19 protein-coding genes are annotated in these 24,456 nt (G+C 67.9%); 6 read left to right on the top strand and 13 right to left on the bottom strand.

The genetic code is table 11. The features are described 5' to 3' along the window. Positions 1-6 precede the first annotated feature (6 nt). Entirely contained in the window at positions 7-1,620 is a 1,614-nt protein-coding gene (gene guaA, locus E5P3_RS17210; RefSeq protein WP_162587083.1) for a glutamine-hydrolyzing GMP synthase, read from the top strand. An 88-nt stretch (positions 1,621-1,708) separates the two neighbouring features. On the opposite strand, the gene E5P3_RS17205 is transcribed toward guaA, so the two are convergent. The 3 genes from E5P3_RS17205 to E5P3_RS17195 are packed head-to-tail and all read right to left on the bottom strand — an operon-like array spanning position 1,709 to position 4,792. Then, a complete protein-coding gene (locus E5P3_RS17205; protein ID WP_162589727.1) occupies positions 1,709-2,671 on the bottom strand; it encodes a Bug family tripartite tricarboxylate transporter substrate binding protein in 963 nt (320 codons plus the stop codon). Positions 2,672-2,727: 56 nt separating this feature from the next. Then, positions 2,728-3,525, bottom strand: coding sequence for an enoyl-CoA hydratase-related protein (locus tag E5P3_RS17200; RefSeq protein WP_162587082.1), 798 nt, complete (start codon positions 3,523-3,525; stop codon positions 2,728-2,730). A gap of 7 nt (positions 3,526-3,532) precedes the next feature. Then, positions 3,533-4,792: a CaiB/BaiF CoA transferase family protein gene (locus E5P3_RS17195; RefSeq protein WP_162587081.1), complete on the bottom strand. Its 1,260-nt coding sequence runs from the start codon at positions 4,790-4,792 to the stop codon at positions 3,533-3,535. A gap of 168 nt (positions 4,793-4,960) precedes the next feature. Between E5P3_RS17195 and E5P3_RS17190 the strand changes: the two genes are divergently transcribed. Both E5P3_RS17190 and E5P3_RS17185 read left to right on the top strand, forming a co-directional pair. Beyond that, on the top strand, positions 4,961-5,851 hold the full coding sequence (locus E5P3_RS17190; protein ID WP_443083287.1) for a LysR substrate-binding domain-containing protein: 891 nt from the start codon (positions 4,961-4,963) through the stop codon (positions 5,849-5,851). A 275-nt stretch (positions 5,852-6,126) separates the two neighbouring features. Next, on the top strand, positions 6,127-9,219 hold the full coding sequence (locus tag E5P3_RS17185; RefSeq protein ID WP_162587079.1) for an ATP-binding protein: 3,093 nt from the start codon (positions 6,127-6,129) through the stop codon (positions 9,217-9,219). Between the two features lie 61 nt (positions 9,220-9,280). Here the strand turns inward: E5P3_RS17185 and E5P3_RS17180 are convergent, their stop codons facing one another. After that, a complete protein-coding gene (locus E5P3_RS17180) occupies positions 9,281-10,201 on the bottom strand; it encodes a hypothetical protein (RefSeq protein ID WP_162587078.1) in 921 nt (306 codons plus the stop codon). A 34-nt stretch (positions 10,202-10,235) separates the two neighbouring features. Further along, positions 10,236-14,033 carry a Dyp-type peroxidase domain-containing protein gene (locus E5P3_RS17175; RefSeq protein ID WP_162587077.1) on the bottom strand — a complete coding sequence of 1,266 codons (3,798 nt, stop codon included), beginning with the start codon at positions 14,031-14,033 and terminating at the stop codon, positions 10,236-10,238. A gap of 249 nt (positions 14,034-14,282) precedes the next feature. Between E5P3_RS17175 and E5P3_RS17170 the strand changes: the two genes are divergently transcribed. Then, entirely contained in the window at positions 14,283-14,957 is a 675-nt protein-coding gene (locus E5P3_RS17170; protein ID WP_162587076.1) for a protein-L-isoaspartate(D-aspartate) O-methyltransferase, read from the top strand. Between the two features lie 35 nt (positions 14,958-14,992). Here the strand turns inward: E5P3_RS17170 and E5P3_RS17165 are convergent, their stop codons facing one another. The 7 genes from E5P3_RS17165 to cyoA form a co-directional block, all read right to left on the bottom strand. Next, a complete protein-coding gene (locus E5P3_RS17165) occupies positions 14,993-15,532 on the bottom strand; it encodes a response regulator transcription factor (protein ID WP_162587075.1) in 540 nt (179 codons plus the stop codon). Then, positions 15,522-16,817 carry an ATP-binding protein gene (locus E5P3_RS17160; RefSeq protein WP_162587074.1) on the bottom strand — a complete coding sequence of 432 codons (1,296 nt, stop codon included), beginning with the start codon at positions 16,815-16,817 and terminating at the stop codon, positions 15,522-15,524. The genes E5P3_RS17165 and E5P3_RS17160 overlap by 11 nt, the downstream gene beginning before the upstream one ends. Further along, the gene (locus E5P3_RS17155) at positions 16,801-17,622 is read right to left on the bottom strand and encodes an SURF1 family protein (RefSeq protein ID WP_232073178.1); all 822 of its coding nucleotides are present in this window, start codon (positions 17,620-17,622) and stop codon (positions 16,801-16,803) included. The genes E5P3_RS17160 and E5P3_RS17155 overlap by 17 nt, the downstream gene beginning before the upstream one ends. Continuing rightward, on the bottom strand, positions 17,619-18,017 hold the full coding sequence (gene cyoD / locus E5P3_RS17150; protein ID WP_162587073.1) for a cytochrome o ubiquinol oxidase subunit IV: 399 nt from the start codon (positions 18,015-18,017) through the stop codon (positions 17,619-17,621). Before cyoD ends, E5P3_RS17155 begins: the two co-directional genes overlap by 4 nt. After that, a complete protein-coding gene (cyoC, locus tag E5P3_RS17145; protein ID WP_162587072.1) occupies positions 18,014-18,655 on the bottom strand; it encodes a cytochrome o ubiquinol oxidase subunit III in 642 nt (213 codons plus the stop codon). Before cyoC ends, cyoD begins: the two co-directional genes overlap by 4 nt. Continuing rightward, positions 18,648-20,651, bottom strand: a complete 2,004-nt coding sequence (gene cyoB, locus E5P3_RS17140) for a cytochrome o ubiquinol oxidase subunit I (protein ID WP_162587071.1) — start codon at positions 20,649-20,651, stop codon at positions 18,648-18,650. Before cyoB ends, cyoC begins: the two co-directional genes overlap by 8 nt. A gap of 61 nt (positions 20,652-20,712) precedes the next feature. Beyond that, positions 20,713-21,771: a ubiquinol oxidase subunit II gene (gene cyoA / locus E5P3_RS17135; protein ID WP_162587070.1), complete on the bottom strand. Its 1,059-nt coding sequence runs from the start codon at positions 21,769-21,771 to the stop codon at positions 20,713-20,715. A 172-nt stretch (positions 21,772-21,943) separates the two neighbouring features. On the opposite strand from cyoA, the gene E5P3_RS17130 reads away from it, so the two are divergent. Continuing rightward, positions 21,944-23,290 carry an MFS transporter gene (locus tag E5P3_RS17130; protein ID WP_162587069.1) on the top strand — a complete coding sequence of 449 codons (1,347 nt, stop codon included), beginning with the start codon at positions 21,944-21,946 and terminating at the stop codon, positions 23,288-23,290. Next, positions 23,287-23,892: a 2'-5' RNA ligase family protein gene (locus tag E5P3_RS17125; protein ID WP_162587068.1), complete on the top strand. Its 606-nt coding sequence runs from the start codon at positions 23,287-23,289 to the stop codon at positions 23,890-23,892. The genes E5P3_RS17130 and E5P3_RS17125 overlap by 4 nt, the downstream gene beginning before the upstream one ends. Positions 23,893-23,917: 25 nt before the next feature. On the opposite strand, the gene E5P3_RS17120 is transcribed toward E5P3_RS17125, so the two are convergent. Beyond that, a complete protein-coding gene (locus E5P3_RS17120; protein ID WP_162587067.1) occupies positions 23,918-24,433 on the bottom strand; it encodes a tetratricopeptide repeat protein in 516 nt (171 codons plus the stop codon). Positions 24,434-24,456 lie beyond the last annotated feature (23 nt).

Raw genomic sequence — 24,456 nt, 5'->3', positions numbered from 1 at the left:
TCGCCCATGCAACACCAGAAAATCCTCATCCTGGACTTCGGGTCCCAGGTCACGCAACTGATCGCCCGGCGCGTGCGCGAGGCGCACGTCTACTCCGAAGTCCATCCGTGCGACGTCAGCGACGAATGGGTGCGTGAGTACGCGAAGGACGGCACGCTCAAGGGCGTGATCCTCTCCGGCAGCCATGCCAGCGTCTACGAGGAAACGACCGACAAGGCACCGCAGGCAGTGTTCGAGCTGGGCGTGCCGGTGCTGGGCATCTGCTACGGCATGCAGACCATGGCGCACCAGCTCGGCGGCAAGGTCGAAGGCGGGCACAAGCGCGAGTTCGGCTTCGCGGCGGTGCGCGCGCGCGGCCACACCGAGCTCCTGCGCGACATCGCCGATTTCAATACCGACGAAGGGCACGGCATGCTCAACGTCTGGATGAGCCATGGCGACAAGGTCACCGAGCTGCCGCCGGGCTTCAAGCTGATGGCCTCCACCGAGAGCTGCCCCATCGCCGGCATGGCTGACGAGGAACGGCATTTCTATGCGTTGCAGTTCCACCCCGAGGTCACGCACACGCAGCAGGGCAAGGCGATCCTCGAGCGCTTCGTGCTCGGCATCTGCGGCGTCAAGCCCGACTGGGTGATGCGCGACCACATCGCGGAGGCCGTGGAGGCGATTCGCAAGCAGGTGGGTGACGAAGAGGTGATCCTCGGCCTGTCCGGCGGCGTCGACTCGTCTGTGGCCGCGGCGCTCATCCATCGCGCCATTGGCGACCAGCTCACCTGCGTGTTCGTCGACCACGGCCTGCTGCGCCTCGACGAGGGCGACATGGTGATGGACATGTTCGTCGGCAAGCTCCACGCCAAGGTGATCCGCGTCGATGCGAGCGAGCTCTTCCTCGGCAAGCTGGCCGGCGTCAGCGACCCCGAAGCCAAGCGCAAGATCATCGGCGGCGAGTTCGTCACTGTCTTCAAGCAGGAGGCCGCCAAGCTCACCAGCGCCGGGGCCAAGGGAGCGAAATGGCTGGCGCAGGGCACCATCTACCCCGATGTGATCGAGTCCGGCGGCGCCAAGAGCAAGAAGGCCGTCACCATCAAGAGCCACCACAACGTGGGCGGCCTGCCCGAGCAGCTGGGCCTGAAGCTGCTGGAGCCGCTGCGCGACCTGTTCAAGGACGAGGTTCGCGAGCTGGGCGTGGCCCTGGGCCTTCCGCCCGAGATGGTGTACCGCCATCCCTTCCCGGGCCCCGGCCTGGGTGTGCGCATCCTCGGCGAGGTGAAGAAGGAATACGCCGATCTGCTGCGCCGGGCCGATGCCATCTTCATCGAGGAGCTGCGCAACTTCAAGGACCCGTCGTCGGGCAAGAGCTGGTACGACTTGACCAGCCAGGCCTTCACCGTCTTCCTGCCGGTCAAGAGCGTGGGCGTGATGGGCGACGGCCGCACTTACGACTACGTGGTTGCGCTGCGCGCCGTGCAGACCAGCGACTTCATGACCGCCGACTGGGCCGAGCTGCCCTATGCGCTGCTCAAGAAGGTGTCGGGCCGCATCATCAACGAGGTGCGCGGGATCAACCGGGTGACCTACGACGTGTCGAGCAAGCCGCCGGCGACGATCGAGTGGGAGTGACGAGATCGACCGGATCCCCCGGAGCGCTGGCGTTTCATCGCCCGAGCGGTCTTCGGCCTGGCCGGGGGTTCAGGACGCAGGTGCCAGGCTACTCAGGCTGAATGTTGGCGGCCTTGATGACCTTCTCCCACTTCTTGGCGTCGGCTGCCTGGAAACGGCTCAGCTCGTCAGAGGTGGTCGTCCACGGCTCGGTCCCGGTGTTGTCGAAGAAGGCCTTTGCCTGAGGGCTCTGGACGGCGTCGACAAGCAGCCCGCGCAAGCGTGCCACGACGGTGGGTGACGTCTTCGCAGGAACGTACGCTGCGAACCAATACCCGATGTCATAGCCCTTGACTCCAGCTTCGTCGAGCGTCGGCACTTTGGGCAGAACGCCCAGGCGCCGCGGTGTGGAGGCTCCGAGCGCACGGAGCTTGCCCGACTCGATCTGCGGCATGCCGGTGACTGTATCAATCACCATGAGGTCGATCTGCCCTCCAAGCAAGTCGGTCAATGCCTGTGGGTTGCTTTTGTACGGAACGTACAGGATATCGGTGTTGCTCAGCTGCTTCAGCATCTCGCCCGCAACACGACTCGAAGAGTTGCCCGCGCCGAACGAGAGCTTCCCAGGCTGGGCGCGCGCTTGTGCAAGAACATCTTTGACCGATACGTAGGGTGACGAAGCGGGAACAACCAGCACCTGGCCTCCTCGTCCGAGTCCCGTGACCGGTGCAAAGTCGCCCACCGGGTCGTACGGAAGCTTGCGGTACAGGTAAGGGTTGGCGACCTGTGTCGTATTGGTCGTGATCAGCACCGTATATCCATCAGCCGCCGCACGCGCAACGGCTTGCGCGGCAATGAGGCCGCCGGCGCCGCCCCGGTTGTCGACCACCACGGGCTGTCCCGTTTTCTCGGTGAACGAAACCCCCAAGGCACGCGCGAGTTGGTCGGTCGCGCTGCCGGCGGCGAACGGTACTATGAAGGTGACCGGCTTTTCGGGAAAGCGCGGCATCTGTGCCGCAGCGGGAGCCGCGCAGATTGCGCATGCCAAGGCGATTGCCGCTCTTCTATTCATCTTCAAGGTTGTCTCCACTGTTGGTGTCGATAGTTCGAAGGCCTGGCGTGTGACAGTCATTGACTGCCCCCGAGGAACGCAGTGACGGTCGCCTTGTGTTCGTCGCCGCACAGCAGAATGGCTTGCATCGATGCCGCCATTTCCAGGGCGGTGGAAAGTTCGCTTCGGGCGGACTCGCGCACGAGCCGCTTGGCCATACGAAGCGCAAGCGGCGGCGCTGACGCGACCTTCGCAGCAAGCCTTGCCGTTTCGGACGCCAGTTCCTGCTGGGGCACGACACGAGAAACGATCCCGTGAGCGAGGGCGCCGTGGGCATCCATGAACTCGCTCGTCAAAGTCATCTCCATCGCCTTCGCGGGGCCGACCAGGCGCGTCAGAAACCAGGCGCCTCCGATGCCGGACACCAGGCCCAGGCGGAGGAAACTCTCTGCGAACTGGGCTCGCTCACCTGCAATGCGGATGTCGCACATCAATGCGAGATCACAGCCAGCACCGATGGCCATTCCGTTGACCTCCGCAATCGTCGGAATCTCGATGGTTGCCAAGACTCGTGTCAGTCGATGAAGGGTGTGCTGCAGTCGGGTGCGGACATCGGCTACGGAGCCCGCCATCAAGTCGGTGCCCTCTTGCATGTCCTTGACGTTGCCGCCCGTGCAGAAGTGCTTGCCCGAGCTGCGAAGGACCAAGCAGTGAACACCCTCACTGAGCGCCGCCTCTTCGAGAATGTCAGCGAGCTGCTCGGTCATGTCGACCGTCAGCGCATTTCCCTGCGCCGGCGCATCCAGCACCACATTGAGCACGCGACCGGCGCGTTCGGTGCGTACGAGTGGTGCATCGAGTGTGTCTTCATTCATTGTGTTGTCAGGCCGTTGCCGAAGTTTGGTGATTGGGAACTTTGCTTGTGTCCTGTCCAAGCGGAAGATGGGAAGCCGTGCCGACCATTCCTCGCGCCACAAGGCTGGAAACCTCGGCCTGGGTGAGGCCGTACTCCATCAACACTTCGCCGGAGTGTTCCCCCACCATTGGAGGAGGCCTGTGAGGCGCAGTGCTCGAATCGGCGCCGCCGAGCGCAAAGCCGGGCATCCGGACGATTCCCGCCACAGGATGTGAAACGCTTGTCTCGACGCCGCTGTGAAGATACTGAAGAGACCTGGTTACGTCGCCGTAGCTCGCAATCGGCGCGCAGAGGATGTCTCCTGCCTCGAGCTGCTGCATCCAGACGCTGGTGGTCTGCGTCTTGAACGATTCCGCCAGCAGTTCGTTGAGCGCGACGCGGTTGCGCACGCGTTCAGAGTTGCTCGCGAAGCGGGGATCGTCCTTCAGTTCTGGTCGCTGCAGCAACTCACACAGACGGCTCCATCGCTCAGGTTGGTATGCGGCCACCATGACCCAACCGTCCTGCGTTGGAAAGGCTTCATTGGGTGAAGCATAGGGCGCAGCACTGCCGCTTTTGACCGGCTCCTCGCCGCTCGCAAGAAAGAATGCCAAACCCACCTGCTGCAGCATGAGGGTCGAGTTGTACAGGTTGACGTCTATGTGCTGCCCTCGGCCCGTTTGCTCAGCGCGGCGGAGCGCAGCAAGAATCGCAATCGTCGCGAGGTAGCCCGTTGCCATGTCGGCGATGGGGACCGGAACTTTCGAAGGTGCAGAACCGGGCGGGCCCAACGTGCTCATGAGTCCGGAGACAGCCTGGATGACGCCGTCAACACCTGGCATTCTTCGCTGCGGCCCCGTTTGCCCATATGCGGATATCGAGCAGTACACAACACGCGGGTTGAGCTTGTGAACCGCCGCATAGTCAAGCCCTAACCGCTGCATGACGCCCGGCCTGAAACTCTCCAGGATCACGTCGGCACCGCAGGCCATCTTCATCACGGCTGCCCGTGCGGCACCATCCCGCAGGTCAATGGCCAATCCACGCTTGTTGCGATTCACGCTCAGGGATGCCACGCTTTCGCCGTTGACCCATGGCGGGCCGATGGCACGCCCGAGTTCGCCGCTCAGTGACTCGACCTTGACCACGTCGGCACCCAGATCGCCAAGCATCATCCCGCACACGGGTCCCGCCACAACGTGGGAGAAATCAATGGCACGGATACCCTGGAGCGTGTCTCTCAGCATTCTTTTGCCTCTTGCATATCCCGGGCGGCTGCCCGTGTTTTCAATCTGGGCAGGCTGGGCTTTGAGTGGTCACCGAGCCTGCTGAGGATTGAGCTTAAGAGGCCCGCCAGGGTGCGGCAATCGACATTCTTTCACTCACAATTGACTTTTTGTAAACTCGGTGCAATGCTGAAGCGCATGCATCCGCTCCCGCCTCTCAACCCGCTGAAATGCTTCGAGGCAACAGGGCGATTGCTGAGCGTCTCGCACGCTGCTGCCGAGCTATGTGTCACGTCCGCGGCTGTCAGCCGGCAGGTCAAGGCGCTAGAAGCCTTTCTTGGATTCAAGCTGGTAAAGCGCGTCCCTGGCGGGCTGGAATTGACCGTTGCAGGCGCTCGATTCCTCTCTGACGTCATGCCGGTATTTGCTACTTTGCGCGAGGCCACGAACGCAGCGATGGGCGGCAGCTACCGACGTCATACGCTCAGGATGCGCTCGCCGGCGACATTCGCTGTCAAATGGCTTATCCCGCGCCTCGCCTCGTTTCATCGAGCGCACCCAGATATCGACGTCCAACTTGCTACCTCTCCGGCTCCATTGCGCTTTGACCAGGAGGACATCGAAGCGGGAGTGCAACTCGGCGATGGCAAGTGGCCCGGAACGCGAGTCCTGCGACTTGTGGCAAATGAACTGATTGCTGTTGCCGCGCCCGGCAAAGATCTGGCCCTGCGCCTGCATTCTCCAGCCGACCTTGAGCACGAAACCCTGCTCCATTCGATGGCACGCCCGGACGACTGGAACCTGTGGTTGAAGGCGCAGAACGCGAGTGGCGTCAACGGGTACCGTGGCATGAAGTACGAGACGTCTCTGCTGGCCTACCAGGCGGCGGCCGAGGGCCATGGCGTTGCGATGGCGCAGAAGGCATTTGTAGAGCGCGAACTCGCTTCCGGGTCGTTGGTCGCCCCTTTTGACTTCATACTCGATCGCGCGGCGCACACCTACTATTTTGTCTGGCCGGCTGATCGACGTGAGTCGAGCGCACTGACCGCATTCAGGTTGTGGCTCGACGAGAACGTTTGACGACCCGCCGCAGCTCGAGCAGCACGCTCTTCCCGGCCGTGACGAGTGGCAGACCGCCCGTGGCCCGATCCTCATGAAGACCTGCTGTGCCAGAGGCCGGGTGCGTGGCAGCCGCGGCCTGTGACACGCGAGCGCCAAACAGGTGCAGCGCGGGCACTCGCGCCTTTGCGGGACACCTGGATGCTTCCATTTGTTGCTGTAGGACCTAGACTACCAAAGTATTCGGCCCTGGCGCCCCGGCCGGGGAGCGGACCGTGTAGCCCCAGCGTTCCAAAATGCCCCGCCCCTCCGAAGAAGAAACAGCTGCTGCAGATGACGCGATCGACGACGCCTCCGGGCGGCGCCGGTACCTGACCATCCTCTTTTCGGACCTCTCCGAGTCCACCCGCCTCGGCGAGCTGATGGAGTCGGAGCTCTACGCCGACATGCTCGCGCAGCTGCGTGTGCTCTGCCGCGAGATCATCCCGCGCCACGGCGGCAACATCGCCCGCATCCAGGGCGACGGCGTGCTGGCCTTCTTCGGCTATCCGGAGACGCGCGAGGACGACGGGCGCCGCGCCACCGAGGCCGCGCTCGAGCTGCATGCGGCGGTGAGCCGGCTCGCCGTCGCGGGCGCCGGATTCCCGGCTGGCGCGTTGACGCTGCATTCCGGCATCCACGCCGGGCTTGTGCTCATTTCGGACGGCGACGTGGAGCGCGGGCGCTTCGAGCTGCTGGGCAACGTGCCGAACATCGCCGCGCGCCTGTCGGACCTCGCCGAGCGCGACGACATCTGCGTGAGCGAGGAGACCCTCGGGCCGCATGCCCAGTTCTTCACCTCCAGCGAACCCGCGCTGGTACAGCTGAAGGGCCGCACGCCGCCGCTGGCGGTGCGCCGGGTGCTTGGCCGTGCGCCGGCGCCGACGCGCCTGGAGGCGATGGAGCGGCGCAGCCTTTGTCCCTTCGTCGGCCGCGAGCCGGCCCTGCGGCTGCTGCGCGATCGCCTGCGCATGGCGATCGCCGGCGTCCCGCAGTGCGTCGCCGTGTCGGGCGGCCCGGGCGTCGGCAAGACGCGCCTGGTCGACGAGCTGCGCCGCCACGCCGCCGCCGGCGAATGCCTCGTCCTCCAGGGCTACTGCGGCACCTACCTCGCGGAGCCCCTGCAGCCCTTCCTGCAGATGCTGCGCGCGCTGTTCGGCCGGTCGGCGGGCCTGCCGGCCGAGCCCGCGCAGGCGCATCCGCTGCTGGCCGCGCTGGAGCAGGAGGAGGGCGCCGCCGCTGTGCTGGCCCAGGTGCGGCTGCTGGTGGCGCCACGCGAAGAGGCGCGCCAGCTCAGCCCCGGCGCGACGGTGCCGACGCTGCGAAGCCTGTTCGAGCAGCTCGCGGCCCGTCAACCGCTGATGCTGATCGTCGACGACTGGCAATGGGCGGACGAGGCGAGCCAGCAGGCACTCGACGCGGTGCTGTCGCTGAAGGCTCCGATCTTCGTCGTCGCCGCGACGCGGGCGGCGATCGGCGAGAGCCTCTTCCTTGCGCCCGTCACCACGCTCGAGCTGCAGCCGCTGGACGACGACGAGGCCGCCCGGGCGACCCGCCACCTGCTGCCCGGGGCCGATCCCTTCGTGGTGGCCGAGATCCAGCGCTACGCCGGCGGCATCCCGCTGTTCATCGAGGAGCTGTGCCATTCGGCCTCTGCGCAAGGCGGGCAGTGGCTGCGCGAGCTCCGCCTGGGCAGCGCGGCCTGGCTCACCGCCCTGATCGAATCGCGCGTCGAGCGCCTGCCGCCCGCGCAGGCCGAAGTGCTGCGCGCTGCCGCCGTCATCGGCGGCGTTTTTCCGGCCTGGCTGCTGGAACAGCTCACCGGGCACGGCGCGGACGATCCGCTGGTCATTGCGCTGGCCGAGCAGGATTTCCTCTTCGCGGGCGAGCAGCCGGGGACGCTGCGCTTCAAGCACGGCATCACCCGCGACGTGATCTACGAGGCCGTCGGCCTGCACCGGCGCCGCGAGATGCATCGCCGCATCGCGCAGGTGCTCGAGGGCCGCGGCGAGGGCGCGGCCCAGGAAGAGCTCTACGAAGCCCTGGCCTACCACTGCGCCGCTGCCGCGCTGGCCGAGCCGGCGGCACGCTACGCGGAGCTGGCCGGCGACAAGGCCATGGCCGCCTCGGCGCTGGACCGCGCCCGGGCCCAGTACTCCGCCGCACTCAAGGCCCTCGACGAGCTGGGCCCACCCTCGCGCGAGCTGGCGCTGCGCTGGTGCGCGATCGCGCAGAAGCTGGGCATGGCCTGTGTCTTCGATCCGCTGGGACTGGCCGACGGCGTGGCGATCTTCGAGCGCGGCCTGATGCTGGCGCGCCAGAGCGCCAGCATGGACGCGATCGCCCGGGCGTCCTACTGGCTCGGCTACATCTGCTACGCCAAGGGCATGTCCAAGGCCGCGATCGCGCACGGCGAAGCGGCGCTGGATCTCGCCACGCAGATCGGCGATGCGCGCCTCGCCGCGCAGGTGCGTGCCACGCTGGGCCAGGCACTGCTGGCCGCCGGCGACTACGGCCGGGCGCTGGTGCTGCTGGACTCGGCAGTGGACAGCAAGCGGCGCCAGAGCCGGCCCGGCAGCAGCCTGGCCGTCGGCTCGGCCTATGCCCTGGCCTGCAAGGGTTACCTGCTTGGCGACCAGGGCCGCTTCGCGCAGGCCGACGAGTGCTTCGCAGAGGCCTTGCTGCTGGTGGGCGATTCGCTGCACCAGGTCTCGGCCTCGGTGCGCCACTGGATCAGCGTCGTCTACCAGTGGCAGGGGCGCTGGGAAGAGGCGCTGCGTGTGGCCGAGCGCGCGTCGGAGATTGCCGAGCATGTGAAGAGCCGCCAGCAGCTCGCCATGGGCCGCGCGCTGGCCGGGTATGCGCAGTGGACCCTGACGCGCGATCCGCAGGCCTTGCAGGCGGTGCGGGATGCCACCGCGTGGATCGAGGCGCGCAAGGGCGCGCTCGCCACCTCGCTCAACCACGGCTGGATGGTCGACGGCGCGGTCGCCAACGGCCGCACCGAGGAGGCGAGGCACCATGCGGCGCGGCTCTTCATGCGGGTGCGCCAGCACGATCGCATCGGCGAGGCCCTCGGATGCCGCGCGCTGGCCCGCGCTGCCGCCAAGCTCAACGACTTCGTGCGCGCCGAGCACTACCTCGCCTGCGCCGAGCGCTCGGCACAGGCGCGCGGCTCGGCGCACGAGGCGGCCGCGACGCAGCTGTGCCGGGCGCAGATCGAGGTAGGCCGGGGCCACGTCGGCGAGGCGCAGCGGCTGCTCGATGCCGCTTGCACCGCCTTCGAAGCCATGGACATGCGCTGGCATCTGGAGCGTGCCGAGCGCACGCGCGACATGCTCCGGGTCTAGGCACGCGCCTGAATGCCGGCTGCTGAAGTCGGCCGTTCCCGACTTCTTTCGCGGCGATGACTCAGGCCGGGATCTTCGCCGCCACTTTGTCCGCCACCAGCCCGAAGCCGGTCGGGATCGTGGGGTGCAGCTCGTTCTGCCAGAACTGCTGATAGTCCGCATCCAGCGTCGACAGCGTGCCGCGCAGGTTCGCATGCACCACGTGCTGGAACTCCGGATGCTGCACCAGCGCAATCTGCATGGCGTTGAGCCGGTCGATCAGCGTCCTCAGGATCTTCCTTCGATCCTCCAGCACGTCGTAGCCGAGCTCGACGAGGCCCGGCTTCAGCCACACGTTGAGGAAGACGCCGCGGCCGTCGGGCACCGGGTAGTCGTAGCCGTGGATCAGGATCGGCACCTTGCGCCCGACCGAGGCGACACTGACGGTGGTGATGGCCGACAGCATGACCGTCAACAGCTCGCGCAGCCGCCCGTCGACGATCTTCAGGAGCATCTCCTCCTTGACCGGCTGAGCGTGGCCCTCCGCGGCCGGATGCACCAGCGACTTGAGCGTCTGCTTGTCGCCCACCACGTCGTTGCCCCCGCCCGAGAGCAGGATCGCCTTCAGACTGCTCTTGTCGGCCGGGGTCAGGCCCTCGATGCGCGTGGTCAGCCATTGCAGCTGCTCGCCCTGGGTCGTGTCGTCCAGGTCGGGGAGCTCGTCGCCTGGCGGCACCTCGAAGATCATCTCCGCGAGCGTGCTGCCGGCTCGGGCGCGCGAATCCACCGTGTAGTGGAACTTGCGCTCCAGCACGTCGAGCACGTCGCCCCGCGGCCAATAGGAGAACCACGAGTCACCGATGGCGAGCAGCATCTTTTGCGCCGCGGCCAGGGGCGCGAAGCCCGCGCCGCGCGCCACGCGCCTGCGCTGCCCCTCCACCAGGAAATCGCCGAGCCGGCGGCCGCGTTCGATGGCCGGCTGGTCCTTGTCATAGGTGCCCATGTCCCGCTCCTTGGCAGCCGTGGCTGCGCTGTGCTCAGCCGCCGAGGCGGCCCTCGAAGGTGAAAGCCAGCGGCGCCGGGCTGGGCCGCATCCGTTCCTTCTCGTCCACCAGGCCGGCCAGGATGCCCAGCAGCACGCCCATGCCCGCCTGGTAGCCCGGGCAGGCATGCGCAGGGTGCGGGCCGTCCTGGGTGCGCCTGCCGCCGAAGATCGGCGTCACGTCGAGCTTGTCTTCGCGCAGGTTCTGCTGCGTCGCCGAGACCAGCGACAGGACCACGGTCTCGCCCTCGGCGAGCGTTTCGTGGCCGAGCTGGACGCTCTCGCCCTTGACGCGCCGCCAGACGAGTTCGGGCGAAGGCCGCAGCTGCATCACTTCCTTCAGCGGGCCTTCGAGCAGCGCCTTCGCCCTTTCGTAGGGGTCCGCCTCCCGGCTCTGCGCCCAGGCCGCGCGCAGCGACCAGAAGGTGCTGTCGCGCAGCCACTCGTTGAGCGACAGGCGCAGGTTGCCGTCCACGGTGGGCAGGAAGCCCATGAGCGCGCCGACAAAGGTGCGTGCCACGAAATCGTCCTCTCCCTTGGCGTCGGGGAAGGCGCGGAGGATGGCGGACGCCAGCACCGCGTCCTCGCCCTGCGGCGTCTTCGGCACGGACTTGCTCTTCTGGAACGGCCGGATGAAAGCGTGGAGCGCTGCGGTGAGCGCCTCGCCGTAGCGCTCGCCATAGGCCTTCACGTCCTCGTTGGGACGGGGCTGGAAGATGTAGCGCGAGGGTGCGGTGAACTGGGCGGGATAGATCGCGGGCTCGCCTTCCTTCCAGTCCCAGCGCCAGCTGCCGGGCACCAGGGCGGGCGCCTGCTCGCCGGGCGCGGGCGCTTCGGGCAGGCCGAACCATTCCTGGCACAGCTGCGCCAGCACCTTGTCGCTGACCTCCTTGGCGTCGAGATTGAGTTCCCAGCGCTTTCGCCCCAGCAGCGGGGCGATGCCCTTCTCGACCTCGATGAACTGGTCCAGCACCTCCGTGGTGAAGGCGAAGGCCGACCGGAAGGCGCTCTCTTCGTCGATGCGGCCGATCGCCTTGTTGACTTCCCTCGACTGCCGCTCGTACTCGCCGCTGCCGTCGCGGTCCAGGCCCAGGTAGATCTGCCGGATCGATCCGTCCATCCGTTCCCGGTAGCCCGCCACCGTGTAGTGCAGGTCGTCGCCCAGCACTTCCAGCACGCGCTCGCGATCGGCGACCAGCACGCCGTAGGCCGTGCGCAGCACGCCGCCGTGATGCTCGCGGATGGCAGCCCAGATGCCGGCGCTGATGAACTTCTCCTGCGCCTCCGGGTCCTCGAGCGCGCTCTTCCAGGCCCGGATCGCCGGCGCGGGGCAGGGCGCCCCTTCGAGCCGAAGCAGCGCCTGGATGCGCTGCTCGCCTTCGTCGGCCGACCAGACGGGCAGTGGACGCGGGCCGAGCGCGGCCAGGTGGATCAGCTGTTGCAGCGCGTGCACCGAAGGCGTGAACAGGTAGGCGCCCCATTCCACGCGCACGTAGGGCCGGGACCGGGGCTCCTCGTCGACGCCAGGCGCCGTGTCCAGCGCGATGCGATGGCTGCGCGGCACGCCGTCGACCGGATGCTCGAAGCGGAAGCTGCGGTTCTCGCCCACCTCGGGCACGCCGAGCAGCGAATCGCTCTGGCCCGAGAAGCCGCCGGCGCTGTTGCCGCCGACCAGCCAGCGCTGGATCACCTCGAACTGCTCGCTGATGCTGGCGTTGTAGGCCATGAACATCAGGCCCCGCTCCTGGCCGTCGTCCACGTAGCCGCCCTCGGGAACCACCTCCGGAAACGCATAGCGCGGCCCGTAGGACATGCTCCGGCGCATCAGCCGCGGGCGTCGGCGCCCCGGCGGGTCCTGCGGCCCCTGGGCGGTTTCGTCCTGCCGGGGGTTGGCGCGGCGGATGTGCGCGTGGAAGGGGCAGACCTTGCCCTCGCCGTCCGCGTGGTAGTCGAAGTCGTTGATCGCCGTGGCATCGACCAGCGGCCGGCCGTCCCGGTGCCGGCCCATCAGCTTCGCGAAGATCAGGTCCTCGTCGAGCCCGGTGTCACGGCTGGCCTGTCGCACGGTTTCGTAGAGTGCGGCCACGTCCTGCCGCAGCTTGCGCACGACCAGGAAGCTGCCGTTGTGGAAGAAGCGAATGCGCTCGCGCTCCGCGTCGCTGTCTCCCTGCGGGGCAGGGTCTGCCTCGTTCGGGTAGCCGAGCAGCAGCTCGCCCAGGTGCACCTGGTTGCGGTACACGGCGCCTTCGGGCACGGCGTCGAGCACCGGCTGGCCGTCGCCATCGGCAAAGCCGAAATGCTCCTGGATGCGCTCCTTGTCGTTGAGGTAGCGGCGCAGCGGCTCGATCGCCAGCAGCCGTACGCCGGGACGCGTGCCGCCCAGGCCCGGGTTGCCGAAGAGCTTCCCGATCGTTCCGTGCAAGGGGTGGTTCCGGTCCGCAGGATCGCTCACGTCGTTGCCCGGCGCGCCGATGCGCAGCTGGATCACGAGGTGGACGGCTGCGAGCTCGACGGCGGTGTCGTGCTCCGACGCGCTGGCCTGGACGAAGCGCTGCGGCAGTCGCCAGCGGCGCGGATGGTTGGCGCGGAAGTCCCCGAGCATGCTGGCCCGCGCCTCCATGCCCTCGCGGAATTCCTGCGGGAACCAGGCCAGCTGCTCCTCCGGCATGCCGAGGAAGCGAAGGCCCTCGTAAGTGAGTGCGACATTGACGATCGGCTGGCCCGCCGGCGGCTGGCCGGTGGCGGTCGTCAGCGACTTGCGCAGCTCGTCCAGCAGGCCCGCGCCGGCGCCGCGCGCGTCGAAGGCGACCAGCAGCAGGCAGCCGTGCGTGATGCTCTCGTAGGGCCGCAGGATGCCGCCCTGCACGTCGCCGGGGTCGTCCACCACGGCCTTCGGCGGCAGCCTGGGCACCTCGCGCGGCCGGGTCACCTCGGGCTCGTCCTGAGGCAGCAGCCAGCGCAGCTGGCGATCGAAGCGCACGCGCATCGCCTGCTTCAGCTCGGGCGGCAGGTCGCCGTCCTCCATGAGCGACACGAACTCGCGCAGGATGTCGCGCCCGGCCCGCTGCAGGACCCGGCCGTCGCCCGTGCCGGGCAGGTACAGGTCGGTGAGCCGGAACAGCACGGCTAGCGATTGCAGCGCCTGGCGGCTGGCATCGAGCGCGTGCCCGGGGCTTGCGCTCGCGGCCTCCCAGGCGATCTCCTCGGGCGTGCGCACGCGCAGGCGCGTCGCCGCGAGCCCCTCGGCCGCCTGCGCGTCCGGCGCAGAGGGCGCCGGCGGCTGGCGATGCAAGCGCTCCTCGTCCCGCAGGTAGCGCGCGTCCTCGACCGTCAGCCCGTGCGTGTTGTAGTAGAAGGCGGTCTCGACCTGCACCTTGCGCACCCAGCCCGCCCAGGCGTCGAAGCCCGCGTCGTGCGAGACCACGTAGCCGTCGGAGTTGCAGAAAATCACGTCCAGCAGGGTTCCGACCTTCTGCCACAGCACGCGGATGTAGGCCTCCCAGGTGCCGTCGAATGTGACGGCCAGCAGGATCTTGTCTTCCGGCTCGAGCACCGCCACGCGGAAGGAATGGATCTTGGCCACGCGCTCCACCGCGTCGGAGATCGGGCGCAGCAGCGTGTGCTCGTGCAGCGAAGCGCGGCCGCCCTGCAGCGTCTTGAGCAGGCGCTTGGCGCGCGTCTTGTAGGTGACGGCGTCCAGCGAGGGCACCAGGCCCGGCTTGATCGGTGCCAGGAGCGTCAGGTCGCTCGAGCCCGTCAAGCTCTTGCCCTTGATCACCAGTTCTGCTCGCATGCTGCCTCCCTGTGGGCGGCCGCGCGACGCGCCGCGGCACGCCAAGCGAGGCCATGAAGTGAGTCGGATTGTCGTGCGCGGCCCGCGTCGGATGCAAGGGTCGCGCCGCGCCTCCGTGTGACAGCCGGACGGACGATATCGCCGGGCCGGGCGCCCCGGCATCCCCTCCGAAGGGGAGGTGTCCCCCGCTGTCTTGTGGCTGCGCGCAAGCGTACGATCCGAACGTCGGCATCGCCTCGAGGAGGCACCATGAGCGAACCGGATTTCACGACACTGCACCAGCGCATGCTCGCGGAGATCGCTGCCAAGACGATTTTCTCGACCATGCACCTGGGCAAGGCGGCGCTCGACGCGCGGGTGATGGCCGCGCTGGGCAAGGTGCCGCGCCACCTCTTCGTGCCGATCGAGCTGCGGCCCTATGCCTACGTCGACACACCGCTGCCGATCGGCTACGGCAAGACCATCTCGCAGCCCTTCATCGTCGCCGTGATGACCGATCTGCTGCGCGTGCGCCCGACCGACACCGTGCTGGAGATCGGCACCGGCCTGGGCTACCAGTCTGCGATCCTGTCGGAACTCGCGCAGCAGGTCTACAGCGTCGAGCTCATCGAGGAGCTGGCCCGGCAGGCGCGGCAGCGGCTGGCCCGTCTAGGCTATGCCAATGTCGAGGTCAAGATCGGCAACGGCTGCCATGGCTGGCCCGAGCACGCGCCCTTCGACCGGGTGATCGTCACCGCGGCGCCGGAGCTGATCCCGCCGGCGCTCATCTACCAGCTCAAGCCCGGCGGGCGGATGGTGATCCCGGCCGGCCTGCCGGAGGCGCAGCAGCTGCTGCTGGTCGAGAAGGACGCGGACGGCTCCATCTCGACGCGGGAAATCTTCCAGGTGCTGTTCTCGACGCTGGAAGACACCGAGACTGATTGACCCTGCGCCGAAGCGCCGCTCAAGGATGCAGCGGCTTACTTGACCCGCTGCTTCCCCAGCTTCCGCGCCAGCGTTCGCCGGTGCATGCCCAGGCGCCGTGCTGCCTCGGAGATGTTGAAGCCGGTCTCGGCCAGCACCTCGTGGATGCGTTCCCATTCCAGCGTCTTGATCGAGGTGGAGCGCTCGGTCAGCGCGACCTCGGCATCGCCCTGGGCGCGGCCGAAGGCGGCCTCGATGTCGTCGGTGTTGGAGGGCTTGGCCAGGTAGTGGCAGGCGCCCAGCTTGATGGCCTCGACGGCGGTGGCGATGCTGGCGTAGCCGGTAAGCACCACGATGAGCATCGTGGCGTCGTGCTGGTGGAGCATCTGCACGCAGGCCAGGCCCGAGGCGCCGCCGGCCAGCTTGAGGTCCACCACCGCATAGCCGGGTGAATGGTCCTGCAGCAGTGCCGTCACCTGCTCGGCGCTGGTGGCCACGAGCACCTGGTAGCCGCGGCGCTCGAAGGAGCGGCACAGGGTGCGCGCGAAGGCGGCGTCGTCCTCGACGATCAGCAGCAGCCGTTGCTCAGCTTCCATGGCGCGGCATCTCCTCGACGGTCAGTGCGGCCAGCGGCAGGCGCAGGGTCACGGCCGCGCCGCCTTCGGGGCGGTTCTGGGCCGACACGCTGCCGCCCAGCGTGCGCGCGACGTTGACGACCAGGAACAGGCCCAGCCCGCCGCCGGGCCGGCCCTTGCTCGACTGGTAGGGCTTGCCGAGCTGCGCCAGCATCTCGGGGGCGAAGCCCGGGCCGGCGTCGTTCACGGTCAGGCGCAGCCACTCGCCTTGGCGCGCGGCCTCGAGGCCGACCCAGCGGGGCGAGGCCTCCAGCGCGTTATCGAGCACGTTGTAGAGCGTCTGCTTCAAGGCCGAATCGGACACGATGGCCACATCGTCGCCGAACACGTTGGAATAGGCCAGCGCATCGGCCGAACGCGTGGCGCGCCATTCGGCCACCAGCTCGTCGAGGAAGGCATTGACGGTGGTGTGCGCCGGCGCCTCGCCGCGCGCCTCGCCGGCCGACAGCAGGATGCCGCTGACGATGGCCTTGCAGCGGGCCACCTGGGCCTGCATCTCCTCGATCTCCTGCCGCAGCTCGGGCTCGGCGGCGAAGGGCTGCATACGCTGCCAGTCGCCCAGGATCACCGCCAGCGTGGCCAGCGGCGTGCCGAGCTCGTGCGCGGCGCCGGTGGCCAGCAGGCCCATGCGCACGATGTGCTCCTCCTCGGCGGCGCGCTGGCGCAGGCCGGCGAGGCGGGCGTCGCGCGCGCGCAGGTTGCGGTTGATGCGGGCGATGAAGATGGCCAGCAGCGCGGCATCGAGCGCGAAGCAGACCAGCAGACCCTGGATGTAGGGGCTGGCGAGGCCGCGGCCGTTTTCCGGCGGGATCTCCAGCGGCCGGTGGAACAGGATCAGGCCGACGAAGCAGGCCACGGTCACCCCGATCAGCGTGCGCGAGTAGCCTGGGCCCAGCAGCACCGCGCCCAGGCAGACCTGCAGCAGGAACAGGAAGATGAAGGGGTTGGTGACGCCGCCGCTCAGGTAGAGCTGCACGGTCAGCGTGCCGACGTCGGCCAGGAGCGCGACGAAGAGCTCCAGGTCCGTCACGTCCTCGTGGCGGTCCCAGCGCCACAGGCTGACCAGGTTGAAGATGGTGAGGAAGCCCAGCGCCCCGAGCATCGGTCCCAGCGGCAGCCGGATGCCCAAGCCGAAGTGCACGACCAGGATAGTCGCGACCTGGCCCACCACCGCGATCCAGCGCAGCTGGATCAGCTGCTGCATGTTCTTCAGGCCGGTGGCGTCGGCTTCAGTCCGCGGCTGCATCGTGGGCTCCGTGGGCGGCGCCGGTCCTGTCCGGTACGTGCGCCCGGCGCAGGCGGTGCTCGGCGCGCCCCAGCAGCCAGGCGCCCACCGCGACCCCAAGCGCCAGGCCGAACCAGGTGAGGGCGTAGACCAGGTGGCTGTTGTGGAAGGCGATCACCGTCAGGCCGCCCACCGGCCAGCGCGGCTCGGCGCCCGGGGGCTGCGGCGCGGCGGCATCCTCGTCCACGAAGAACGGGGCGGCGTCCGCCAGCCCGCGCGCCGCGGCGATGGCCTGCACGTCGCGCGAGAACCAGCGGTCGGCGGCCGGATCGTTGCGGCGCAGGAAGCCGCCGCCGGGCTCGCTGATGCGCAGCAGGCCGGTGAGGCGAACAACGCCCGCTGGCTCGTTGCCGCTGCGCGTGGCGCGCTCGCGCCGCTCGTGTGGCACGAAGCCGCGATTGACCAGGACCACGCCATGTGCGGTGCGCAGCGGCGTCAGCACCCAGTAGCCGGGGCCCAGCCGGGTCGATGCCTGTACCAGCGCCTCGCGCTCGTGGAGGAAAACGCCTTCGAGCCGCACGTGCCGGTACTCGTGGTCGGCGGCGTTGACCCGCGGCCATTGGGCCTGCGGCGGGGCGTCCTCGGGCGGGGCATGCACGCGCGCCTCGACGCGCTCGATCAGCGCCAGCTTCCACGCCCGCCGCTCGAGCTGCCAGGTACCCAGCGCCACGAATAGCGCGAACAGAAGAACGCCGGCGAGGGCGAGCAGCGCCAGCGCCGGCGTGGAACGCGGTCCCCGGGTCAGGTCGGGCGGCGTGTCGCTCAAGGCATGTTGCGCATCTCGTGCATGGATGCCGGCATCATGTTGTGGTTGAGGTGGAACATCACCCACAGCGAGCCGCTCAGGGTGATCACCACCAGCACGATGGTGAAGATGAGCGCCAGCATGTTCCAGCCGCCCTCGGAGCGCGCGTTGAGGTGAAGGAAGTAGATCATGTGGACCACGATCTGCACGGCCGCGAAGCCCAGGATCACGAAGGCGGTGGTGCCCGGGCTCTCGAAGACCTTGCCCATCACCAGCCAGAAGGGAATGGCCGTCAGGATCACCGACAGGACGAAGCCGGTCAGGTAACCCTTGGCGCTGATGTGCAGGCCGTGGTCGTCGCCGCCGTCATCGTGACCGTGGCCGTGGTGCTCGTCGTGATGCTGCTGCGCGCTCATTGCAGGCTCCCCATCAGGTAGACAAAGGTGAAGACGCCGATCCACACGACGTCCAGGAAGTGCCAGAACATCGACAGGCAGAAGAGGCGCCGCTTGTTCTCGGCGATCAGGCCGTGCTTGCCGACCTGGATCATCAGCGTGATCAGCCAGATGATGCCGAAGCTGACGTGCAGGCCGTGCGTACCCACCAGCGTGAAGAAGGACGACAGGAAGGCGCTGCGCTGCGGGCCGGCGCCTTCGTGCAGCAGGTGGGCGAACTCGTAAAGCTCGATGCCGATGAAGCCCGCGCCCAGCAAGCCGGTAACAGCCAGCCACAGCAATGTGCCGCCCTTGCGCTTCTTCAGCATCTCCAGCATCGCGAAGCCATAGGTGATGGAGGACAGCAGCAGCAGCGCGGTGTTGACCGCCACCAGCGGCAGGTCGAACAGGTCGGCGCCCGAAGGGCCCGCGGCATAGCTGCGGCCCAGCACGCCGTACATCGCGAAGAGGCAGGCGAACACCAGGCAGTCGCTCATCAGGTAGAGCCAGAAGCCCAGCAGGGTGCCGTTCTCGGGGTGGTGCTCCTCGGTCACGAGGAAGATGGGGCGGTCCGCCGCGCGCACCGCGGCGGGGGAGGAGGAGGCGGTGATCTCAGACATGGCCGGCCAGCATTCGGGTACGCGCTGCTTCCGTGCGGACGACCTCGTCCGCGGGGATGTGGTAGTCGCGCTTGTAGTTGAAGGTGTGGACGATGGTCGCGAGGATGAGCAGGACGAAGGCCACGCCGGCGATCAGCCACATGTGCCAGATCAGCGCAAAGCCCATCACGGCGCTGATGACCGACAGCACGAATCCCGCGGCGGTGTTCTTCGGCATGTGGATCGGCGCGAAGCCTTCCACGGGCCGCTCGTAGCCGCGCTGCTTCATGTCCCACCAGGCGTCGTTGTCATGGATGCGCGGGGTGAACGCGAAGTTGTACGCCGGCGGCGGCGAGGAGGTGGACCACTCCAGCGTGCGGCCGTTCCACGGGTCGCCGGTGGTGTCGCGCAGCGACTCGCGGCGCATGAAGCTCACCACCAGCTGGATGAGGAAGCTGAGGATGCCCAGGGCGATCAGGAAGGCGCCGAAGGCGGCGATCTGGAACCAGATCTGCAGCGACGGGTCCTCGATGTGGCTCAGGCGGCGCGTCACGCCCATCAGGCCCAGCGCGTACAGCGGCATGAAGGCGAAGTAGAAGCCCACCAGCCAGAACCAGAAGGCGCACTTGCCCCAGAACGGGTCGAGCTTGAAGCCGAAGGCCTTGGGGAACCAGTAGGTGATCGCGGCGAAGGCGCCGAACACCACGCCGCCGATGATCACGTTGTGGAAGTGCGCGATCAGGAACAGGCTGTTGTGCAGCACGAAGTCGGCCGGGGGCACGGCCAGCAGCACGCCCGTCATCCCGCCGATCACGAAGGTCACCATGAAGCCGATCGTCCACAGCATCGGCACCTCGTACTTGATGCGCCCGTGGTACATCGTGAACAGCCAGTTGAAGATCTTCGCCCCGGTCGGGATCGAGATGATCATCGTCGTGATGCCGAAGAAGGAGTTGACGCTGGCGCCCGAGCCCATCGTGAAGAAGTGGTGCAGCCACACCAGGTACGACAGGATGGTGATCACCACCGTCGCGTACACCATCGAGGCATAGCCGAACAGGCGCTTGCGGCTGAAGGTCGACACGATCTCGGAGAAGGCGCCGAAGATCGGCAGGATCAGGATATACACCTCCGGATGGCCCCAGATCCAGATGAGGTTGACGTACATCATCGGATTGCCGCCGAGCTCATTGGTGAAGAAGTTCGTGCCGACGTAGCGGTCCATCGACAGCAGCGCCAGCACGGCCGTCAGCACCGGGAAGGCGGCGACGATCAGCACGTTGGTGCACAGCGCGGTCCAGGTGAAGACCGGCATCTTCATCAGGCTCATGCCGGGGGCGCGCATCTTGACGATGGTCGCGATCAGGTTCACCCCCGAGAGCAATGTCCCGACCCCCGCGATCTGCAGCGACCATATGTAGTAGTCCACCCCCACGTCCGGGCTGTAGAGGATGCCCGACAGCGGCGGGTAGGCCAGCCAGCCGGTCTTGGCGAACTCGCCGATGAACAGCGACGCCATCACCAGCATCGCGCCCATGGTGGTCATCCAGAAGCTGAAGTTGTTGAGGAAGGGGAAAGCCACGTCGCGCGCGCCGATCTGCAGCGGGACCACGTAGTTCATGAGGCCGGTGACCAGCGGCATGGCGACGAAGAAGATCATGATCACGCCGTGGGCCGTGAAGATCTGGTCGTAGTGGTGCGGCGGCAGGTAGCCCGCGTTGTCGCCGAAGGCGATGGCCTGCTGCAGCCGCATCATGATCGCGTCGGCGAAGCCGCGCAGCAGCATCACCAGCCCGAGCACGATGTACATCACGCCGATCTTCTTGTGGTCGATGCTGGTGATCCAGTCGCGCCAGAGCGTGCCCCAGACGCGGAAGTAGGTCATCGCGCCCATCAGCGCGAGGCCGCCCAGCACCACGGCGGCGAAGGTCGCCACCAGGATGGGCTCGTGGTAGGGGAAGGCCTCCCAGGTGAGGCGTCCGAAGATCAGCTTGGTCAGGTCGGGATGGTCGGGCATCGTGGGTCTCGGATACCAAGGGTGGAGCGCCGCCCGGGGCCGCGCCTGGAATGTCGGGTGATTACTGGAGCACCGTCCGCGCGGGCAGCGGCGCGCCGGTCGGGTTGTCGGCCGTGCACAGCTCGGTGGCGACGGTGCGCATCGGCAGCCCCTGCTCGCCGCGCGGCACTTGCGTGATGGCCAGGGGCGAGAGGCCGGCCTTGCCGGCGCCGCCGGTGGCATCGACGGCCATCATCTGCCTCATGCACATCTTGCCGGGCTCCACGCAGCGGTTGAGGATGGCGTCGTACAGGCCGGGCGCGACGCTGGCGTAGCGGCGCACGGGCTCGCGTTCGCTCGGGCGCTCGAGCTTCAGGTAGTCCTCGCGGCCGAGCGCCTTGCCCTCGGCCTTGGCCTTCTGCACCCAGCTCTCGAACTCGGCACTCTGCAGGCCGTGGAACTTGAAGCGCATGCCCGAGAAGCCGGCGCCGCTGTAGTTGGCCGAGAAGCCGTCGTACACGCCGGGCTGGTTGACGACCGCGTGCAGCTTGGTCTCCATGCCGGGCATGGCATAGATCTGGCCGGCCAGCGCGGGCACGTAGAAGGAATTCATGACCGAGGAGGCGGTGATCTTGAACTGGATCGGGCGGTCCACCGGCGCGGCCATTTCGTTCACGGTCGCGATGCCCTGCTCAGGGTAGAAGAACAGCCACTTCCAGTCGAGCGCGACCACCTCGACCACCAGCGGCTGCGCGCCTTCGGGCACCGCGCGCCCTTCGGCGATCCGGTCCAGCGGGCGGAACGGGTCCAGGGTGTGGGTGCTGATCCAGGTGATCGCGCCGAGGGCGATGATGATCAGCAGCGGGGCGGCCCAGATCACCAGCTCGAGCTGGGTGGAATGGTCCCAGTCGGGCTTGTAGGTTGCCTCGGTGTTGGACTGGCGGTAGCGCCACGCGAACAGCAGCGTCAGCGCGATCACCGGCACGATGATCAGCAGCATCAGCAGGGTGGAGATGACGACCAGCCGGCCCTGCTGGGCCGCGATGTCCCCGGACGGATTCAGCACCACCATGTTGCAGCCCGCCAGCATCAGGGCGAGAACGAGCAGGGCCGACCGGCGAAGGATGGGTAGGAGTGGCATGCCAGGATGGGAAGAGAATCGCGCCCCGCGGGAAAACGCGGATGGCCAATGCGCGCAAAATGTATCCCCATCGGGGGCGCTTGGCGATTGGACGTTTTGTCCTATGGCGCAAAACTGCATCTGATGCGACCCTGACGGCTCTTGCAAGGCTCCCTGAATCCGTAGCACCGCGATGTCCAGCATCAGTCACACCCATCCCGAACCCTCGTCCGACTCCCTCGAGAGGGATGTCCGGCTCATCACCGCCGACCATTCGAAGGTCGCGCCCGGCGAGATCGCCGTCGGCGTGGTCATCGGCCGTGCGTCCGAGTATTTCGACTTCTTCGTCTACGGCATCGCTTCGGTGCTGGTCTTTCCGGCGCTGTTCTTTCCCTTCGAGCAGCGGCTGGAGGGCACACTTTACGCCTTCGTCATCTTCTCGTTCGCATTCATCGCGCGGCCCATCGGCACGGTGATCTCGATGCACGTGCAGCGCCGCTGGGGGCGCGCCACCAAGCTCACCATGGCCCTGTTCCTGCTGGGCACTTCCACCGTCGGCATCGCCTTCCTGCCGGGGTACGAGAGCGCGGGGGCGCTGTCCATCGTGCTGCTGTCGATCTTCCGCGTCGGCCAGGGCCTGGCGCTGGGCGGCTCCTGGGACGGCCTGCCTTCGCTGCTCGCCATGAACGCGCCGCCGAACCGGCGCGGCTGGTACTCGATGCTCGGGCAACTGGGCGCGCCTGTGGGCTTCGTGGTGGCCAGCGGCCTGTTCGCGTTCTTGTGGGCCAGCCTGTCGTTCGACGATTTCCTCGCCTGGGGATGGCGCTATGCCTTCTTCGTGGCCTTCGCGATCAACGTCGTGGCCTTGTTCGCGCGGCTGCGGCTGGTGGTCACGCACGAGTACGAGCAGCTGATGGAAGAGGGCGAGCTCGAGCCCACCAGCGTGGTCGAGCTGGTTCGCACCCAGGGCGGCAACCTGCTGATCGGCGCCTTCGCGGCGCTGGCGAGCTACGCGCTGTTCCACCTGGTCACGGTCTTCCCGCTGTCGTGGATCCGGCTCTACTCGGACCAGTCCATCACCGAGTTCCTCATCATCCAGATCATCGGCGCCTTCCTGGCGGCCGGCGGCATCGTCGCCTCGGGCTGGATCGCCGACCGCGTGGGCCGGCGCCGCACCCTGGGCACCCTGGCCGTGATGATCGCCGTCTTCAGCGGCTTCGCGCCGACGCTGCTGGGCGGCGGCACGCTGGGCCAGGACGTGTTCATGCTGGTCGGCTTCGTGCTGCTGGGCCTTTCCTACGGCCAGGCCTCGGGTACCGTGACGGCCAATTTCGCGCGCAAGTACCGCTACACCGGCGCCGCGCTGACCGCGGACCTGGCCTGGCTCATCGGCGCTGCCTTCGCACCGCTGGTGGCGCTGGGCCTGTCGGCCAATTTCGGGCTGGCCTACGTCAGCGTCTACCTGCTGTCGGGCGCCGCGTGCACGCTGGCGGCGCTCAGCATCAACCGCGCGCTGGAGGCGCGCGGCGACGAGTCGTGACGCCGGGGCGCGGCGCGCGGGAGCCCTCGCCGGAGGGCGTCGCGCCCGCGCCGCCGCCGAACACCGACAGGCTGTTCTTCGCGCTGCTGCCGGACGCACCAGCCATCGCCCGCATCGAGCGCTTGATCGCGGACCTGCGCCACGACCATGGGCTGAAGGGCAAGGCGCTCGGCGCCTCGCGCTTCCACGTCACGCTGCTCCACCTGGGCGCCTTTGCGGGCGTACCCCGGCCGCTGGTCGATGCGGCCTGCGCGGCTGTCCAGGCGCTGACGGTCATCCCCGCGTACAAGCTCGGCTTCGACCGTGTGGGCAGCTTCTCCCGCAGGCCGAGCAACATGCCGTTGGTGCTGCTGGGCGAGGACGGCCTGATCGCCGCGAAGGCTTTCCGGCAGGCCCTCTGCAAGGCGATGGCCCGCGCCGGGGAAAACGACGGCGGTGCCGCCCACTACACGCCGCACCTGACGCTGCTGTATGACGACACGCACGTGGCCCCGCGCGCGATCCAGCCGATCGCCTGGACAGCGAACGAGTTCGTGCTGGTGCGCAGCCTGATCGGCCAAGGCCGGCACGAGGTGCTGGCCCGCTGGACCTTGCACGGCTGAAGCGCAGCCCTTCCGCGGGATCCGCTCACTGCGCAGCGCGCGCGCCGCTCTGCGCAGGCTCCTCGGGCTCCGGCACGTACTTGCCGGCTTCCTTGTAGCGCACGATCGCCTGGGCCAGGCGGTCCTGCTCGGGGCAGGCGTTGTTGCACACCAGCTTCAGCGTGGTGAGGCGCTGCTCGGCCTTCGGCAGATTGCCCAGCACCAGGTAGAGCTCGCCGGAATACGAAAGGGCGCCCCGGTGGCTGGGCTCGATGCGCAGGGCGGCGTCGTAGAAGCGTTCGGCGGCCACGTAGTCGGGCTTCTTCGCCTTGCGGTGGCTGAAGCCCATCAGGTTGTTCCAGTCGGCGTCGTTGGGGGCGTCCACGCCCTGCAGCTCGGCGATGGCCCCCTTCCAGTCCTTGGCCTCGATCAGCGCCCGAGCGTTGGCGAGGCGGATCGAGGAGGGCAGGGAGGCCGAGTCGATGGCCTGCGCCGGCGGCGTCTGCAGCGCAAGCGTGACGACAACGGCGACAGCGGCGAGGTGGATGATCCTGGTCAACATGGCGTGATCCGATCGAGGGCGAG

The organism is Variovorax sp. RA8, from assembly GCF_901827175.1.
In the GTDB taxonomy this organism is placed as follows: domain Bacteria; phylum Pseudomonadota; class Gammaproteobacteria; order Burkholderiales; family Burkholderiaceae_C; genus Variovorax.
The sequence above is the reverse complement of the archived record's forward strand: the minus strand, read 5'-3'. Positions and strand labels throughout refer to the sequence as shown.

Bases quoted from the DNA above. Each gene is read 5' to 3' on its own strand.
- guaA (WP_162587083.1), top strand. From the start codon at position 7: ATGCAACACCAGAAAATCCTCATCCTGGACTTCGGGTCCCAGGTCACG.
- E5P3_RS17205 (WP_162589727.1), bottom strand. From the start codon at position 2,671: ATGAATAGAAGAGCGGCAATCGCCTTGGCATGCGCAATCTGCGCGGCT.
- E5P3_RS17200 (WP_162587082.1), bottom strand. From the start codon at position 3,525: ATGAATGAAGACACACTCGATGCACCACTCGTACGCACCGAACGCGCC.
- E5P3_RS17195 (WP_162587081.1), bottom strand. From the start codon at position 4,792: ATGCTGAGAGACACGCTCCAGGGTATCCGTGCCATTGATTTCTCCCAC.
- E5P3_RS17185 (WP_162587079.1), top strand. From the start codon at position 6,127: ATGCCCCGCCCCTCCGAAGAAGAAACAGCTGCTGCAGATGACGCGATC.
- E5P3_RS17180 (WP_162587078.1), bottom strand. From the start codon at position 10,201: ATGGGCACCTATGACAAGGACCAGCCGGCCATCGAACGCGGCCGCCGG.
- E5P3_RS17175 (WP_162587077.1), bottom strand. From the start codon at position 14,033: ATGCGAGCAGAACTGGTGATCAAGGGCAAGAGCTTGACGGGCTCGAGC.
- E5P3_RS17170 (WP_162587076.1), top strand. From the start codon at position 14,283: ATGAGCGAACCGGATTTCACGACACTGCACCAGCGCATGCTCGCGGAG.
- E5P3_RS17165 (WP_162587075.1), bottom strand. From the start codon at position 15,532: ATGGAAGCTGAGCAACGGCTGCTGCTGATCGTCGAGGACGACGCCGCC.
- E5P3_RS17160 (WP_162587074.1), bottom strand. From the start codon at position 16,817: ATGCAGCCGCGGACTGAAGCCGACGCCACCGGCCTGAAGAACATGCAG.
- cyoD (WP_162587073.1), bottom strand. From the start codon at position 18,017: ATGAGCGCGCAGCAGCATCACGACGAGCACCACGGCCACGGTCACGAT.
- cyoC (WP_162587072.1), bottom strand. From the start codon at position 18,655: ATGTCTGAGATCACCGCCTCCTCCTCCCCCGCCGCGGTGCGCGCGGCG.
- cyoB (WP_162587071.1), bottom strand. From the start codon at position 20,651: ATGCCCGACCATCCCGACCTGACCAAGCTGATCTTCGGACGCCTCACC.
- cyoA (WP_162587070.1), bottom strand. From the start codon at position 21,771: ATGCCACTCCTACCCATCCTTCGCCGGTCGGCCCTGCTCGTTCTCGCC.
- E5P3_RS17130 (WP_162587069.1), top strand. From the start codon at position 21,944: ATGTCCAGCATCAGTCACACCCATCCCGAACCCTCGTCCGACTCCCTC.
- E5P3_RS17120 (WP_162587067.1), bottom strand. From the start codon at position 24,433: ATGTTGACCAGGATCATCCACCTCGCCGCTGTCGCCGTTGTCGTCACG.